Source organism: Pedobacter jaeyakensis (genome assembly GCF_054461315.1).
The window spans coordinates 2,402,032-2,416,349 of record NZ_CM136921.1; the positions used below are offsets into that span (position 1 = coordinate 2,402,032).

The following is a 14,318-nucleotide window of genomic DNA, read 5'->3' on the forward strand; positions in this document are numbered from 1 at the left end:
CAACTGCTCGGTTTATTTGTTTAATATGTATTCACGGCTATGAAAAGCAATATAGCATCTTTAAATGAAATTCAATTTGGCGAGTTGATTGCCTTTATACGTACTCAGATACGAGAAGACGTTATGCCAATTACCCGAGAAACATTGATCGAGAACGATTTGGGAGTAACTGGAGATGAAGCTGAAGAGTTGATAAAGAGCTTCGCAAAAAAATTCAATGTCAATATTGACTGCTTTGAGTTTGCTTCTTACTTTTATGATGAGCCTAGCTTTATTGATTTACCTAACAGGATAGTTAAGCCGTTTACTATTAAATACTTGGAGACTGCAATTATTGAGGGAAGATTAGATGAAGAGATAATTAATATGGCGCATTAAGTGGAACGATAGTTTATCAAATTTGCTTGCGGTAAACAAGAAAATCCTCATCAGGTAGTTGTTTAGCAAATCCGATATATTCATACAAAGATTGCGCTTTCAGGTTATCAACTGCCGTTTCCAGTTGAACGAATTTTGCGCCCGTTTCCTTTGCGAATTCCAAAGCCGCTTCAATAAGCATGCTGCCTGCACCTTCACTTCGGTATAGCGGTGTTACGAAAAGATCGTTGAGAATCCAGTTTTTTTGGGCCTGCCCCGAAGAATATTTTGGGTACAATTGTGTGAAACCAATCGGAGATTCACCTTCCATAACGACAAAAATCACCGACTCGTTGTGGTCCAAACGTTCATTGATAAAGCTTCTTGCCAGGGCTAAATCACTTTCTTTTTTATAGAACATGCGGTACTGATTAAACAGGTCGATCACCAATTCTGCGTCTTCTCTAAATATTCTTTTAATAGTCATGTTGATAAAGTATGATAATAGCTGCCAAATTTAGAAAAAGCTAGTTAAATTGGGCCGTATTTTAACAACCACGCTAGTATTTTAATGCCAACTTTACTGGCAGATCAGGCGCATGGTTGGCAAGATATTTAATCTTAACTTACCAAGATGAAAGCAATTATTATAGAGAAACCAGGGGATGTAGACGAACTGATCTACACCGAAATCGATAAGCCTGTAGCTGCTGAGGGAGAAGTCTTAATTAAAGTGAAAGCAATCAGTATCAATCCTGTTGACGTTAAAACACGCGCTGGAAAGGGAGTTTACGGACGGATCAAAACAGAAAATCCATTGATTATTGGCTGGGACATTGCCGGTGTGGTAGAAAACGTAGGTGCTGGAGTAACCGAGTTTAAACCAGGTGATGAAGTATTCGGTATGGTCAACTTCCCAGGTCATGGTAAAGCATACGCTGAATATGTTGTGGCACCAGTAAACCAAATCGCCGTCAAGCCAGAAAATATTTCATTCGAAGAAGCCGCTGCGAGTACGCTGGTCGCTTTAACGGCTTGGCAGGCACTTGTTAAAAACGCCAATGTGCAGGCAGGGCAGCATGTACTTATTCATGCGGCCGCAGGTGGTGTTGGGCATTTCGCTGTTCAAATTGCAAAATATTTGGGTGCTATAGTAACCGGAACTTCGTCTGCAAAAAACAAAGATTTCGTTTTGGGATTAGGCGCAGACGCACATATAGATTACCACAATTATGATTGGGCAAACCATGCAGAAGAATTTGATTTTGTGCTGGATACAATTGGCGGTGATAACATCGATCATTCCATCCTGGTGACTAAAAGGGGAGGAAGTATCATTAGCATTCCAACGGGTTTAAACGAGGCAGTTACTGAAAAAACGAAGGAAAAGGGGATAAATGGCTACTTTATTCTTGTTAAATCTGATGGTGAGGACATGAAACAAATTGCCTCCTTATCGGAACAAGGTCATATTAAAGCATTTATTGAGCAAACATTTCGGTTTGAAGAAATGAAGCAGGCCCATTTACAGCAAGAGACCGGTAGAACTGTTGGTAAATTGGTGTTATCCATATGATAACACCAGCTATTTCCATAATTTTACTTCAATAACCCCGCTGGTATCTTGCCATCAATCTTAGGAAAAGGTAAGCCTAATAGCTTTACAATAATCGGAGTCATGTCGCTCACGTTCATCATTTCAATGACAGCACCTTTTTTAATACCAGCTCCATGAGCTACTAAGCCGGTACGGATGTTTTTGGTATCAGGAAAATGCCCATGTGTACCGCCTTTACCGCTTTTTAAAGCATCGCCCGTGGTTGATCCACCAAATGCAGCGTCATGTTCTCCGGTAAGCGCTAATGCAACATTGGGGTTGTAACCGCCTTTGTCCAATTGTTCTTTGCTAATGATGCGGTAATATTGCTTTACACTATCGGGCTGAGCATCCAATATTGTTTTTACTTTTGCTAGCGTTGCTTTGTCTGCTGGGTCTTTTAGGTATAAGAAAGCGGAGCCACCGCCCGAATTGAATTGGGCTTTCCAATCGCCAGTTTTAAGATCGGTAATTAAACCGGCCTCTTTCAACCACACGTTAGGGAAAATGGTCTTTCTCACATCATAGAATCCGTGATCACCACCAATAAGGAATACTGTACTTTCCCATATTCCTGCTGCTTTTAAAGCATTTACAATAATGCCTACGGCTTCGTCTGCATCGGCGACTGCTTGCTGTACCTCTGGTCCTGTGCGACCGACGTTATGCTGTGCACCATCTGCAGAAAATAAGTGGATGGTCATTAATTGAGGCTGGCTTTTCTTGATCACATAGGCTGCAATCTTACCGATGTTCTGGTTTTTGCCATGTTCTATCTTTTCCGCACCTCCAAAGATTTCTTTTTTCACTTCGGCATAAAAGCCTTTTGGTAAAGAATATTCTTCGCGTACGCCATCGCCAAGATTGCCGATGTCTGGAATGTTATAGTCTACCGGTGCATTTGCAGAAACTGGCCAATAAAGCGAAGCTACAGTCATCCCTTTTTCTTTTGCGGCTTTCCAGATGGTCTGCACATGAATAGAACTATCCTGCCAGTAAGGTTTTTGTGGCGCACCATCAGAAGTAAATATGTTATTATAAAATATGCCATGTTTGGCCGGTTGTACGCCTGTAATAATCGTAGTATGAGAAGGGTAGGTTACTGAAGGAAACACGCTGTTTACGCCTTTCGCGTACGCTCCATCTTTCATCAGCATCCGCAGGTTAGGCGTTCGCCATTCGCTATCCAAATAAAAATCAGGGCGGAATCCATCAATTGTCAAGAAGATAACATGTTTGGCAGTTTGTGCCATAACTTGCCCTGTTACCATCAATAAAGCAATGATGGTGATTGATACTAGTTTTTTCATCATAACAGGACAAAGGTGTTTGTTATTTTGTTAAGTCCTTATGAAGTTACGATTAATATAGCTTGCAGAGTAGGTTGCTTGCGTAAGCTCAATTGGCAAATGCACGCTTTGCTAACGGAACGTAATCCATAGGTACCATATCCGCTACCTTTTCATAGGCCCAGAAACCACTGTAAAGTAAAGACCTGGCATCATGAACTCCACCATTTTCATAGAAGCGTACAAATGGTTGTGTCATGTTGACTACTGAGATCTCGTAGTCTGGTACGTTTAGCGGCCTAAATATCCAAAATCCTGTATTGGAATACAGCAGCGATTCCCGTTCTTTTGTATAAATTACCGCAAGGTTATCACCGGGCACCATGTATTTTAAGTTCCGATCGTAGAAATGTACCAGGGTGTCTGGCAGGACTTCCTTCTGATCTAAATGATCAATATATTTAGGCATCTCCTGTTGCTTGCGCCAAAAGGATATCATCGCCGTATCTAAACGTGGTTGTGTTTTAAAAAGTGGATTTTGCTTAGGTAAGGTACGAAGCTTTACCAAAGTTTTATTGATAACGCTATCGGGATACCTGTTGGGGTTAGGGATTTTGATCATTTTATTGATCACAAAACCTTCCTGCTGACTGCTGCCATTGTAAAGTGACTTAAAGAAATGCTGTGTGGATCCGTAATAAGCAATTTCCCTCAGTTGAACATACTTTTTTTTCCGACTGGCTGATGCCTTGAGCTCTTCAAAAAAGGGATGGCCAGAAAAGTAAATGATATGGGTTCTGGAGTTGTATTCAAAATAATCCAGCATGTACTTTAGTCGGTAGCCCAATGCTTTGTTTTCAACAATTAAGAACTCATTGGTTTTTACGGTTAAAAGGCTTTTTGTGACGTCGTAATCGATGTTTAATACCTGCGGATTCAACATTTTGCACTGTGCTGCATTAGGGCTTGTGCCAATGAAGAACTCTTTAAATTGCTGGATGTATTTGGCCCTGTTTGGATCTGCCCGGATCACTACCTCGTTGAGACTTACAGTGTTTTCTTTTAAAACCAGATCTACAGTTACCGATTTATCAGCTATAATGATGCTCTTTGAGTAGGGCAGGTAGCCCAGCATTTGTACCAAAATATCGTAGTTTCCTGGAGCTAGGTTAGAGATTTTGAAATTTCCATTATTATCTGCCTGAGTAGCAATTTTGAAACCGCTGATATAGACACCTGCACCCGGAAGTGTTTCCTTATTATCGCGTACTGTTCCGCTTATGGAAAAGGTATTTTGGGCACTGAGATGAAGCCCTGCAAATAGGATCAAAAAAAAGGTGAGCAGGGGTTTTGCCATCGAGGCGAATGTACAAATTAACTTATTTATTTTTTCTAGTAAGAATTGTATTCAGTGAGAAACTGTTAAAGCTCTATTTGGATTCCTGTGATTTTATTCAGCCTGTTGCTTCATTATTTTCTTTGCTGCCAGTAATGCAGTTAGGGTGACTCCGGCTGCAAATGTCAAATAGTAACCTACATATTCCAATCCAAAATTGTGTGCTAAAGTAGTAGCGAGGTAGGGTGTGAGGGAGGCGCCCAGGATGCCGGCAATGGTGAAAGCCAAAGATGCACCGGTATAACGTACTGATGCCGGAAATATTCCCGCCAATGCAGTGCCTATTGGGCCATAAGTAAGGCCCATGAAAAACATTCCGAGGGATAAAACTACTGCGGTGATTATGGAATTTCCGGTACTAAATAATGGCGCGAAGACTAGTCCAAATGCCATGATACAAATGGTAGCGGCAATTAACATCTGATTGCGCCCGTATCGGTCTGCCAACTTGGCTGATAAAGGAATCCCTAAACCAAAAAATAGCATAGAGATCATTTGTATAATAAGGAATTGACTTTTAGGATAATGCAAAACGGTAGTGCCCCAGCTCAGGGTAAATACCGTCATCAAATAAAACAGCAGAAAGGTAGTAATGGTGGCCAGCGTACCTAATGTAATGGCTTTGGTATGTTTTAGGAAAACATCTGCTACCGGAATTGCGGATCGCTCATTATTGTTTATGATTTTGAGGAAGTCGGGCGTTTCAGATATTTTTAGACGTACATATAAACCCAACCATACCAGCAGCGCACTGGCGATAAATGGTATCCGCCAGCCATAGTTTATGAAATTGCTGTCGTTCATTGTTTTACTCAGTATAAAGAATGAGCCGCTGGATAGCAAAAAACCGATAGGTGCGCCTAATTGCGGAAACATGCCGTACCAGGCTTTTTTATTGGCTGGCGCATTTTCTGTTGCTAATAATACAGCGCCTCCCCATTCTCCACCCAATCCTAAACCCTGACAAAAGCGAAATATGGCCAATAAGATTGGAGCGGCAATGCCGATAGTGGCATAACCCGGCAATAATCCTATAGCTACAGTGGCTGGCCCCATGGTCATCAGTGCAGCGACTAATGTAGCTTTGCGACCATTGCGGTCGCCAAAATGGCCAAACAATGCTGCGCCTAAAGGCCTTGCAAAAAAGGCAAGTGCAAAGGTAGCCAAAGATTCCAGGATAGCTGAGTTGGGATCAGCTGCTGAAAAAAATAACTTCGGAAAAACAAGTACTGCTGCAGTGGCGAATATATAAAAGTCGAAAAATTCAATAGTTGTGCCAATGAGGCTGGCCATAAGAATACGGCGTACTGGATTTGTGGTGGTAGTTTGCTGGCTCATAGGTTCAAACATATAAAATCCTGATCGAAATCCCTATCTTGGTTTTTAAACTTTTGAAGGATATGTTGAAGTGCCCTGTTATGATTGCCCTATTGGCTGTTTGTTTTGTTGCTCCTGTTTTTGCCCAGAAGACAAAAAAGACTTATGAAGCCGACATCATCGTTTACGGTGGTACGTCTGCAGCGGTTACGGCATGTGTGCAGGCCAGTAAGCTCGGCAAAACGGTAATTATGGTTTCTCCTGATGTGCATCTTGGGGGCTTATCGTCTGGTGGTTTAGGTTTTACGGATACAGGAAACAAGGAAGTTATTGGCGGACTGGCGCGTGAATTTTACCACAGGATTTACCTGCATTACAATACCGATTCTGCCTGGAAATGGCAAAGGAAAGCAGAATATGGTAAACAAGGTCAGGGTACGCCCGCAATTGACGGATCGGATCGAACCATGTGGATCTTTGAACCGCACGTTGCAGAACAAGTGATGGAGGGATTTGTAAAAGAAAATCACCTGATAGTACACCGCAATGCCTGGTTAAACCGGGAAACCGGGGTAAAGATGAATCAGGGCAGAATTATATCCATAAAAACTACAGATGGAGAAACTTTTAAAGGAAAAGTATTTATTGATGCTACGTACGAGGGTGACTTGATGGCAGCGGCGAAGGTGAGCTACCATGTGGGTAGGGAAGCGAATAGCGTTTATGGTGAGCAATGGAACGGTGTACAGACCGGAGTGTTTCAGCACGGCCATTTTTTTTCTAAAAAAATTGATCCTTACAAAATACCAGGTGATAAGACCAGTGGGTTACTGGATGGTATTTCTGGCGCTGCCCCAGGTAACTATGGTGAGGGAGATGACAAATTGCAGGCCTATTGTTTTAGGATGTGTTTGTCTAATAACGCAGCTAACAGGATCGTTTTTCCGAAGCCGGAAAACTACAATCCACAACGGTACGAATTGCTGGTAAGGGTTTTTAATAGCGGATGGAACGAATTGTTTAGCAAGTATGATCCGATACCCAACCGTAAGACAGATACCAATAATCATGGTCCTTTTAGTACAGATTACTTAGGAATGAATTATAGATATCCTGAAGCATCTTATAAAGAACGCAAGCAAATCATTAAGGAACATGAAGAATATCAAAAGGGTTTGATGTATTTTATGGCCAATGATAAACGGATACCAAAGGTTTTCCAGGATAAATTAAATACCTGGGGTTTAGCTAAAGATGAGTTTACCGATAACGGAAACTGGCCCCACCAGTTGTACATCCGTGAAGCCAGGCGGATGGTGAGCGACTATGTGATGACCGAACACGAAGTATTGGGTAAACGCGCTGTCCCTAAACCTATTGGTATGGGTTCGTATTCCCTGGATTCGCACAATACCCAGCGGTATGTTACAGTCGAAGGATTTGTACAGAATGAAGGTGATATTGGCGTAAAGGCCCCAAAACCTTATAGTATTGGTTACGGCGCTATCGTTCCCAAAGAAAAGGAGTGTGTTAATTTAATGGTGCCTGTTTGCCTTTCCATCTCGCACATTGCTTATGGTTCTGTAAGGATGGAGCCTGTTTTTATGATTTTAGGAGAATCTGCCGCCAGTGCCGCATCCATAGCAATTGATAGAAATTTAAGTGTGCAGCAAGTACCATATGCGCAGTTGGAGCAAATGCTTTTAAAACAAAAGCAAAGACTCAACTAGGTTTGTTTCGGATAAACTATTACTTATCCTATGATTTTGCCTTTATTTTATTGAACCCATAAATTTCATTAAGCTTATCTACAGAAAAGCTTAAGCTGCGTTTGACCTCTTGTATAACCATACCACTTTGCAAAGCGCCAACATGGGGTAAACGCCCTAATTTTTCTGAAAGAAATTTGCTGTAATCACGCATGTTTGGTACTGCTACCTTCACCAAAAAGTCTGCATTGCCGGTAAGGTGAAAGCATTCCTGTACTTCTTCAAATTTTATAACCTCCAGCTGGAATTGATTTAATGCAGTTGAACTATGATCTGTTAAAGTTAAATTTACGAAAGCCGTAAGCAGATCACCGAATTTATTGTGATCTATTAACGCCACACTTCCTGTTATAAATCCAAATCGCTTAAGCCTGCTGATGCGATTATGTATTGTCGTACTTGACTTAAGTAAAATGTAGCCAATCTGTTTGGTGGAGATCCAAGCGTCTTTTTGCAAGATTCTCATAATTTCCAGGTCAACCTGGTCTAAATCGATTTGTTCCATATAACTTATTTGTTATCAGTTAAAGTGATAATAAGAAAATGGTTAAGTCGGTTGCGATATTCTGCGCTGCAAATAAAATAAAATAGTGGCATATCTCCAAATCTTAATGCCTTACCGAATTAAATTACGTTTTTGTGGTGTTATATTAAAAAATGAATAGCTATTGTGATATATGCTGTTGCTAAATAATACCTATGTTGTTTTGCGGAAGCGGTAGTTTTGCATTTACGTATTTCCTGTATTGAAGGGGCGTAAAGCCCTTAGCTTTTTGAAACTGTTTATGAAAGTTGGCCATCGTTTGGTAACCGCAATCGTAACAAATATCTAAAACTGGTTTTTTGGTATTGCGCAGAAGTGTGCAGGCATAGCCGATGCGGACTTCATTCAGAAATTCAATATAGGTTTTTTTGGTGCAGCGTTTAAAATAATTGCAGAAAGCAGGAACTGTCATGCATGCTAAGCCGGCAATGGTTTCCAGTGTTAAGGGTTCCCGGAAGTTGGCGATGGTGTATTCGAATATACGATCGATACTGGCTGCATCTTTGGTGTTTAGTGCTTTGAGCTGTCGCGTTGATACCTGTGTATATTCTCCATTTTGTGAGATGATGGTTAGGCATTGGAGCAAAAGAAGCAGACTGGTCATTCCTGAAGCTGTTTCCAGTTGTTTGATAAGCGGAGACAGCAAATTCAAACTTTCGCCTGAAATCCGTAGACCGGATTGTGAGCTGGCCAACAAATTCTGCATCTCCTGAGCTTCCGGAAGTTCAAGAAATGTATTTCCTAAAAAATCTGGTGAGAACTGAACTACCACTGCACTTGCCGTAGCAGTTATCTCCCGTTTTTGAAACGTATGAGGAAGATTAGAGCCTAATAAAAAGATGTCACCTTTCTCAAAAACGCCAACGTAGTTGCCAACAAAACTTAGTCCGCTGCCGCTTGTAAAAAGTATCAGTTCAAATTCTATGTGCTGATGCCATCCAACCTCAAAATTTGGGCTGCGGTATGTCCGTGCAACAAAGGACTGGTTATCGTTAAGCGGGAGTTTTTGAACTAGTGGCTTCATCATAATTTATGCAAAAATATACATATATGTATATTTTCGATTAAGATAGTTTAGTTTTCAATTAATTGGATCAAATTTTTTTGTTTCTCCTTCTTCTATCTTTACCCCCGTCATCTAGCTGACAACTAACCATTTCTATGAACACTGAAGGAACTCTGGGCCATGATCGGCTATTTATATGGAAATTAAGCGGGGTAGCAGCCCTGGGTGGTCTGCTTTTCGGGTTTGATACCGCCATTATTTCTGGCGCAATTCCTTATATCAGTACTTATTTTAACCTAAATGGATATCTGTTAGGCTGGGCGGTTAGCTGCATTCTGATCGGATGTGCTGCCGGAGCGTCACTTGCAGGTAAGCTGGCCGACAAATGGGGGAGACGCTATGTGCTTCTTGTTTGTGCTTTACTTTTTGCGGTTAGCGGCTTAGGCGCCGGACTAACTGATAGTCTTATGTTTTTTGTAGTTTTTAGAATTGTAGGTGGTTTAGGAGTGGGTGCTGCCGCTATGATTTCTCCAATGTATATAGCGGAAACTGTTCCTGCATTTCTTCGTGGTAAGATGGTTTCGTTATATCAGCTTGCCATCGTTTCAGGTATTCTATTGGCCTATTTTTCCAATTATATTTTTGATGGGTTTGGCACAAATAATTGGCGTTGGATGTTCGCTTCACAGGTTGTTCCAGCGCTGCTGTTCTGGGTCAGTCTTTTGTTTGTTCCGGAAACTCCACGCTGGTTCATGAGCAGAGGCATGAAAAGCGATGCTGCTTTAGTGGTGGGTAAGATTAACGGAAGGGATGCAGTAGATGCCGAACTGAAAATTATAGAAGAGAGTTTTAGAGGTACTTTTGATGCCTCTTTAGCTGATTTATTTAGCAAAAGATACCGGCCAATACTATGGATTGGTATTTTGATTGCCGTATTTCAGCAGATTACAGGAATTAATTCGATCCTGTATTATGCCCCTGTAATTTTTAAACAGACTGGCCTTGATTCTCAATCGTCTCTACTGCAAACTGTAGGTATTGGTGTGGTGAACGTACTGGCAACTTTTATTGCGATTGGTTTAGTAGATAAAATTGGCAGAAAAGCGTTTTTGCTGTTTGGTAGTATATTAATGTGCCTATGCCTGGCAGGTGTTGGTCTTTGTTTTAAGTTTAATTACTTTGACAATTACCTCGTACTGGCTTTTGTGATGATTTATGTAGCAGCCTTTGGCTGTACACTTGGAGCAGTGACTTGGGTCTATTTATCAGAAATATTTCCCAATAGAATTCGCGGTCTGGCAATGTCTACGGCGACGCTCGCATTATGGCTTGCGGATTTTTTGGTGACTTACACCTTTCCAATTATGACGGCTACACTTGGAACATCCTGGACCTTGTTCAGCTATGCGGGATTTTGCGCAATTGCATTTGCCTATGTGTGGGTGAAAGTGCCGGAAACGAAAAATAAATCTCTCGAAGAAATTGAATCCTTATTGATCAAATAAATTAAATATGAAAACTAATAACATAGCGGATTCAAGAATATATGGTGACTTATCCGTGGACAATATTCGGTTTTATCAGGAGAATGGTTACCTAGTGGCGGATGGTTTATTGAACCTGGAAGAAGTAGCAGAACTGAAAAGTGAGACTGCGGCGATTTTTCGCGGTAAACGGGGTTTAATTGATGGCCTGCTGCATATTAGAGAAGATTGCACTGATCAGGAAGCCCTGGAAAAATATGTTGCGATCCACTTTCCGCACAAGATTTCGCCACTTATAAAGGAATATTTATATCATACCAAGATTGTAGATGTCTTAAAAAAAATCGTAAGTCCGAATTTGAAGTGCATGCAAAGCATGCTCTTTGTAAAGGCCCCAGGTAAGGCTGGTCAGAGCTGGCACCAGGATGAATATTACATTCCAACCAGGGATAAATCCTTAACAGGGGTGTGGATTGCGATCGATGATGCAACCACTGAGAATGGCTGCTTGTGGATCATTCCAGGATCTAATCAGTCAGGATATATGATGAAGCGGGTACTAAGTGATAGTAGTGAATATGCTGATGTAGATACAGTAGACGTATCTACTTATCATGAGGAAGACATCATTCCTGTGGAGGTAAAAAAGGGATCAGTCGTTTTCTTTAACGGCTATACTTTGCACAGTTCAAGACGCAATAAAACTACTGCAGAATTTAGAACAGCATTAGTAAACCATTATATGAGCGCCGAATCGATGTTGCCCTGGGACCAAGATGGTAAACTTGCTGCGACTGAAGATCTTCGGGATATTTTAATGATTGCAGGTGTTGATCCCTATGCTTACAAGGGGATTGTAGATGCAAACCAACCTTTTTTGAGACCCGAAATATTAAAAATTAAAACAGATATAGGATAGAATGGGAATTCAGTTTTATTGTCCGCGTTGGGGAAGTGAAGGATATGATTGGCTTAGTTTAATGACCAGGGCGGCTAATGCAGGTTATGATGGGCTAGAAGTAGCAATTGGCAGAAATATGCATTCAGGGGAATTAGATGAATTGTTCAATACTGCAGAGCAGTGCCACATGAAGATAATTGCCCAACATTTTGATACCACTGAAGCGGAATTTAACGCGCATACGGATCAATTTTGCCGCTGGCTTGACAAGATGAATGATTATTGTCCTGTAAAAATTGACTCCCAGACCGGTCGCGATTTTTTTTCATTCCAGGAAAATTTTTCCCTTTTCAGTATTGCCTCTGATTTTACAAAAAGAACAGGAGTGCAAGTTTGTCATGAAACCCACCGCAACAAAGCGCTGTTTGCTGCGCATATTTCCCGCCCCTATTTGGAAATGGTACCTGATTTATCTATTACGCTTGATGCCTCACACTGGGTGTGTGTTGCAGAATCGTTATTGGAAGACCAGAAAAATACCATGCAGTTGGCTATTGGAAAAACTGCACACATACATGCCCGTGTCGGTTATCCAGAAGGGCCGCAGGTTCCGGATCCAAGGATGCCCGAGTATAAGGATACGCTTCAGGCTCACTTGGTTTGGTGGGATGCGGTTGCGGAGAGGTTTGCTGCTGAAGGAAGGGTATTGACTGTTACCCCAGAATTTGGACCTTTTCCTTATATGGTGTCACTACCATACAACGGTATGCCTATTGCCAATCAATGGGACATTAACATATACATGATGAGGCTGCTTAAACAACGCTTTAGCTTAATTGATACTTATGAATATTCGGCTTAGACCTATTTATTCCATCCTGTTATTGCTGCTTTTATGCAGTCCTGTCTTTGGGCAGCGGGTGTTGCATGTTGCCGTAACAGGTAATGATAACGGTAAGGGGACACCCGAAAGTCCATTCCGTACCATTTCAATGGCTGCGAAAATAGCCCGTGGTGGTGATGAGGTAAGGGTGCACCAAGGTATTTATCGCGAGCGGGTTGATCCATCATTTGGTGGCACATCAAATGATAAAAGAGTCATTTACAGCGCCGCAAAAGGGGAAAGGGTACAAATTAAGGGGTCTGAGATCATGAAAGGCTGGAAAAAGACCATCAAAGGGAATTGGCAATTAATAATTCCCGATAGTTTTTTTGGGGCATACAATCCTTATAAAGTCGCCATTTATGGTGACTGGTTTTTTCCTTCTGAAATACTTCATACGGGCGAGGTTTTCCTAGATGGGAAAGTCCTGGTGGAATCTAATAACGGTGGATCCTTAACATGGTCTGCAACCGCTTTAAATGATAGTACCAGGATAACTGCTGATTTTAGTGATAAGGATCCTAATGTCGCTATAGTAGAGATAACTGTTCGGGAAAGCTGTTTTTATCCCAGCAAAACAGGGGTGAACTACATTACCGTCAAAGGTTTTGAATTGTCACAAGCAGCTACACAGTGGGCTGCACCAACTGCTGAGCAGGTTGGCTTAATAGGAACCAATTGGAGCAAAGGCTGGATGATTTCGGGGAACACCGTCTCCGACAGTAAATGCGTTGGTATTACCTTAGGTAAAGATCGTGCTTCAGGACAGAATCCGTGGTCGGCCAATATGTCCATTGATGGCTCTGTTCTTTACAATCAAGTAATTGAAAAGGCAATTTTAAGCAGCAATTGGAACAAAGCCCATGTGGGAGGCCATGAGGTATCTGGGAATACTATTTTCAATTGCGGTGCTGCAGGTATTTGTGGAAGCTTAGGGGCTGTATATTCCAGTATATTAGATAACAACATCTACGATGTGTACACACGGAGGAATTTTACTGGCGCTGAAATGGCGGGTATAAAAATTCACGGTGCGATAGACGTCCTGATTTCAGGAAACAGAATACGCAATAGTTTTATTGGAATTTGGCTTGACTGGATGGCGCAGGGCACCCGGATAACCAGAAATCTGATGTACGATAATGACTATGTTGATTTTTTTCCAGAGGTAAACCATGGTCCTTACTTAGTAGATAACAACCTTTTTCTATCGGATTTTTCGCTTCGTGACTGGTCGGAAGGGGGTGCTTACGCACACAATTATTTCGCGGGCATAATCACCAGAGCACCACAGGAGCGAAAGACTCCATACTTTAAACCGCATACCACAGAGATTGCCGGGTTAGTGGACGTTAAGGGTGGCGACAATCGATTTTATAATAATGTCTTCCTCATGAAAAGTGATATTTTGAAATATGTTCAGCCTAAAATGCATGCATATGATCAGATGGATTCTTTAAGAAGCTACGGATTGTCTGTCTATGACCATTCGGTGATGCCGGTGATTGCCAGTGGTAATTTGTTATTGAATCGAGTTAAAGTCGAATCATCGGTAAATAATGAGTTGCCAAGACGGTTGATTAATACTGATCAATTCGGAAAAGCGATTGTTCCTGTTCAAAGTTTTACCGGATTAAAGGGAAAGGGTGTGTTGCTGAATACTGACTTTTTCGGTAAGAAACGGACGGAAAAAAAACTTGTTCCAGGACCATTCGCGGATGGGATAATACCCATAGAAAAACAGATCATCCCATTATTGAAATAGAATAAATACT

The 14,318-nt window shown here is 41.5% G+C and carries 13 protein-coding genes; 7 read left to right on the forward strand and 6 right to left on the reverse strand.

Annotated features, from left to right (window positions below; genetic code table 11):
* Window positions 1-39 precede the first annotated feature (39 nt).
* The gene (locus tag ACXZ1K_RS10750) at window positions 40-378 is read left to right on the forward strand and encodes a DUF1493 family protein (protein ID WP_458969665.1); all 339 of its coding nucleotides are present in this window, start codon (window positions 40-42) and stop codon (window positions 376-378) included.
* Between the two features lie 16 nt (window positions 379-394).
* Here the strand turns inward: ACXZ1K_RS10750 and ACXZ1K_RS10755 are convergent, their stop codons facing one another.
* Window positions 395-844: a GNAT family N-acetyltransferase gene (locus ACXZ1K_RS10755; protein ID WP_458969666.1), complete on the reverse strand. Its 450-nt coding sequence runs from the start codon at window positions 842-844 to the stop codon at window positions 395-397.
* A gap of 147 nt (window positions 845-991) precedes the next feature.
* On the opposite strand from ACXZ1K_RS10755, the gene ACXZ1K_RS10760 reads away from it, so the two are divergent.
* Entirely contained in the window at window positions 992-1,933 is a 942-nt protein-coding gene (locus ACXZ1K_RS10760; RefSeq protein WP_458969667.1) for an NADP-dependent oxidoreductase, read from the forward strand.
* A gap of 23 nt (window positions 1,934-1,956) precedes the next feature.
* Here the strand turns inward: ACXZ1K_RS10760 and ACXZ1K_RS10765 are convergent, their stop codons facing one another.
* The 3 genes from ACXZ1K_RS10765 to ACXZ1K_RS10775 form a co-directional block, all read right to left on the reverse strand.
* A complete protein-coding gene (locus ACXZ1K_RS10765; RefSeq protein WP_458969668.1) occupies window positions 1,957-3,267 on the reverse strand; it encodes an alkaline phosphatase family protein in 1,311 nt (436 codons plus the stop codon).
* Window positions 3,268-3,352: 85 nt separating this feature from the next.
* On the reverse strand, window positions 3,353-4,600 hold the full coding sequence (locus ACXZ1K_RS10770) for a carboxypeptidase-like regulatory domain-containing protein (protein ID WP_458969669.1): 1,248 nt from the start codon (window positions 4,598-4,600) through the stop codon (window positions 3,353-3,355).
* Between the two features lie 93 nt (window positions 4,601-4,693).
* Complete coding sequence (locus tag ACXZ1K_RS10775) at window positions 4,694-5,977, reverse strand: MFS transporter (protein ID WP_458969670.1); 1,284 nt, start codon at window positions 5,975-5,977, stop codon at window positions 4,694-4,696.
* Window positions 5,978-6,039: 62 nt separating this feature from the next.
* Here ACXZ1K_RS10775 and ACXZ1K_RS10780 point away from each other — a divergent pair, with 62 nt between their 5' ends.
* The gene (locus ACXZ1K_RS10780) at window positions 6,040-7,686 is read left to right on the forward strand and encodes an FAD-dependent oxidoreductase (RefSeq protein ID WP_458969671.1); all 1,647 of its coding nucleotides are present in this window, start codon (window positions 6,040-6,042) and stop codon (window positions 7,684-7,686) included.
* Between the two features lie 28 nt (window positions 7,687-7,714).
* On the opposite strand, the gene ACXZ1K_RS10785 is transcribed toward ACXZ1K_RS10780, so the two are convergent.
* Together ACXZ1K_RS10785 and ACXZ1K_RS10790 are read right to left on the reverse strand one after the other, a co-directional pair.
* Window positions 7,715-8,230, reverse strand: coding sequence for an Lrp/AsnC family transcriptional regulator (locus ACXZ1K_RS10785; RefSeq protein WP_458969672.1), 516 nt, complete (start codon window positions 8,228-8,230; stop codon window positions 7,715-7,717).
* A 181-nt stretch (window positions 8,231-8,411) separates the two neighbouring features.
* Window positions 8,412-9,296 (reverse strand): AraC family transcriptional regulator, encoded by an 885-nt coding sequence (locus ACXZ1K_RS10790; RefSeq protein WP_458969673.1) that lies wholly within the window; start codon window positions 9,294-9,296, stop codon window positions 8,412-8,414.
* A 134-nt stretch (window positions 9,297-9,430) separates the two neighbouring features.
* Between ACXZ1K_RS10790 and ACXZ1K_RS10795 the strand changes: the two genes are divergently transcribed.
* Genes ACXZ1K_RS10795 through ACXZ1K_RS10810 form a run of 4 tightly spaced genes read left to right on the forward strand, consistent with a single transcriptional unit; the run spans window position 9,431 to window position 14,308 of the window.
* Window positions 9,431-10,780: a sugar porter family MFS transporter gene (locus ACXZ1K_RS10795; RefSeq protein WP_458969674.1), complete on the forward strand. Its 1,350-nt coding sequence runs from the start codon at window positions 9,431-9,433 to the stop codon at window positions 10,778-10,780.
* A 7-nt stretch (window positions 10,781-10,787) separates the two neighbouring features.
* Window positions 10,788-11,678: a phytanoyl-CoA dioxygenase family protein gene (locus tag ACXZ1K_RS10800; protein WP_458969675.1), complete on the forward strand. Its 891-nt coding sequence runs from the start codon at window positions 10,788-10,790 to the stop codon at window positions 11,676-11,678.
* A 1-nt stretch (window position 11,679) separates the two neighbouring features.
* Window positions 11,680-12,522: a sugar phosphate isomerase/epimerase family protein gene (locus tag ACXZ1K_RS10805; protein WP_458969676.1), complete on the forward strand. Its 843-nt coding sequence runs from the start codon at window positions 11,680-11,682 to the stop codon at window positions 12,520-12,522.
* Complete coding sequence (locus tag ACXZ1K_RS10810) at window positions 12,506-14,308, forward strand: right-handed parallel beta-helix repeat-containing protein (protein WP_458969677.1); 1,803 nt, start codon at window positions 12,506-12,508, stop codon at window positions 14,306-14,308. Before ACXZ1K_RS10805 ends, ACXZ1K_RS10810 begins: the two co-directional genes overlap by 17 nt.
* The last annotated feature ends 10 nt before the right edge of the window (window positions 14,309-14,318 follow it).

Coding starts and splice junctions, on each gene's coding strand:
- ACXZ1K_RS10750 (WP_458969665.1), top strand. CDS start 40: ATGAAAAGCAATATAGCATCTTTAAATGAAATTCAATTTGGCGAGTTG.
- ACXZ1K_RS10755 (WP_458969666.1), bottom strand. CDS start 844: ATGACTATTAAAAGAATATTTAGAGAAGACGCAGAATTGGTGATCGAC.
- ACXZ1K_RS10760 (WP_458969667.1), top strand. CDS start 992: ATGAAAGCAATTATTATAGAGAAACCAGGGGATGTAGACGAACTGATC.
- ACXZ1K_RS10765 (WP_458969668.1), bottom strand. CDS start 3,267: ATGATGAAAAAACTAGTATCAATCACCATCATTGCTTTATTGATGGTA.
- ACXZ1K_RS10770 (WP_458969669.1), bottom strand. CDS start 4,600: ATGGCAAAACCCCTGCTCACCTTTTTTTTGATCCTATTTGCAGGGCTT.
- ACXZ1K_RS10775 (WP_458969670.1), bottom strand. CDS start 5,977: ATGAGCCAGCAAACTACCACCACAAATCCAGTACGCCGTATTCTTATG.
- ACXZ1K_RS10780 (WP_458969671.1), top strand. CDS start 6,040: ATGTTGAAGTGCCCTGTTATGATTGCCCTATTGGCTGTTTGTTTTGTT.
- ACXZ1K_RS10785 (WP_458969672.1), bottom strand. CDS start 8,230: ATGGAACAAATCGATTTAGACCAGGTTGACCTGGAAATTATGAGAATC.
- ACXZ1K_RS10790 (WP_458969673.1), bottom strand. CDS start 9,296: ATGATGAAGCCACTAGTTCAAAAACTCCCGCTTAACGATAACCAGTCC.
- ACXZ1K_RS10795 (WP_458969674.1), top strand. CDS start 9,431: ATGAACACTGAAGGAACTCTGGGCCATGATCGGCTATTTATATGGAAA.
- ACXZ1K_RS10800 (WP_458969675.1), top strand. CDS start 10,788: ATGAAAACTAATAACATAGCGGATTCAAGAATATATGGTGACTTATCC.
- ACXZ1K_RS10805 (WP_458969676.1), top strand. CDS start 11,680: ATGGGAATTCAGTTTTATTGTCCGCGTTGGGGAAGTGAAGGATATGAT.
- ACXZ1K_RS10810 (WP_458969677.1), top strand. CDS start 12,506: ATGAATATTCGGCTTAGACCTATTTATTCCATCCTGTTATTGCTGCTT.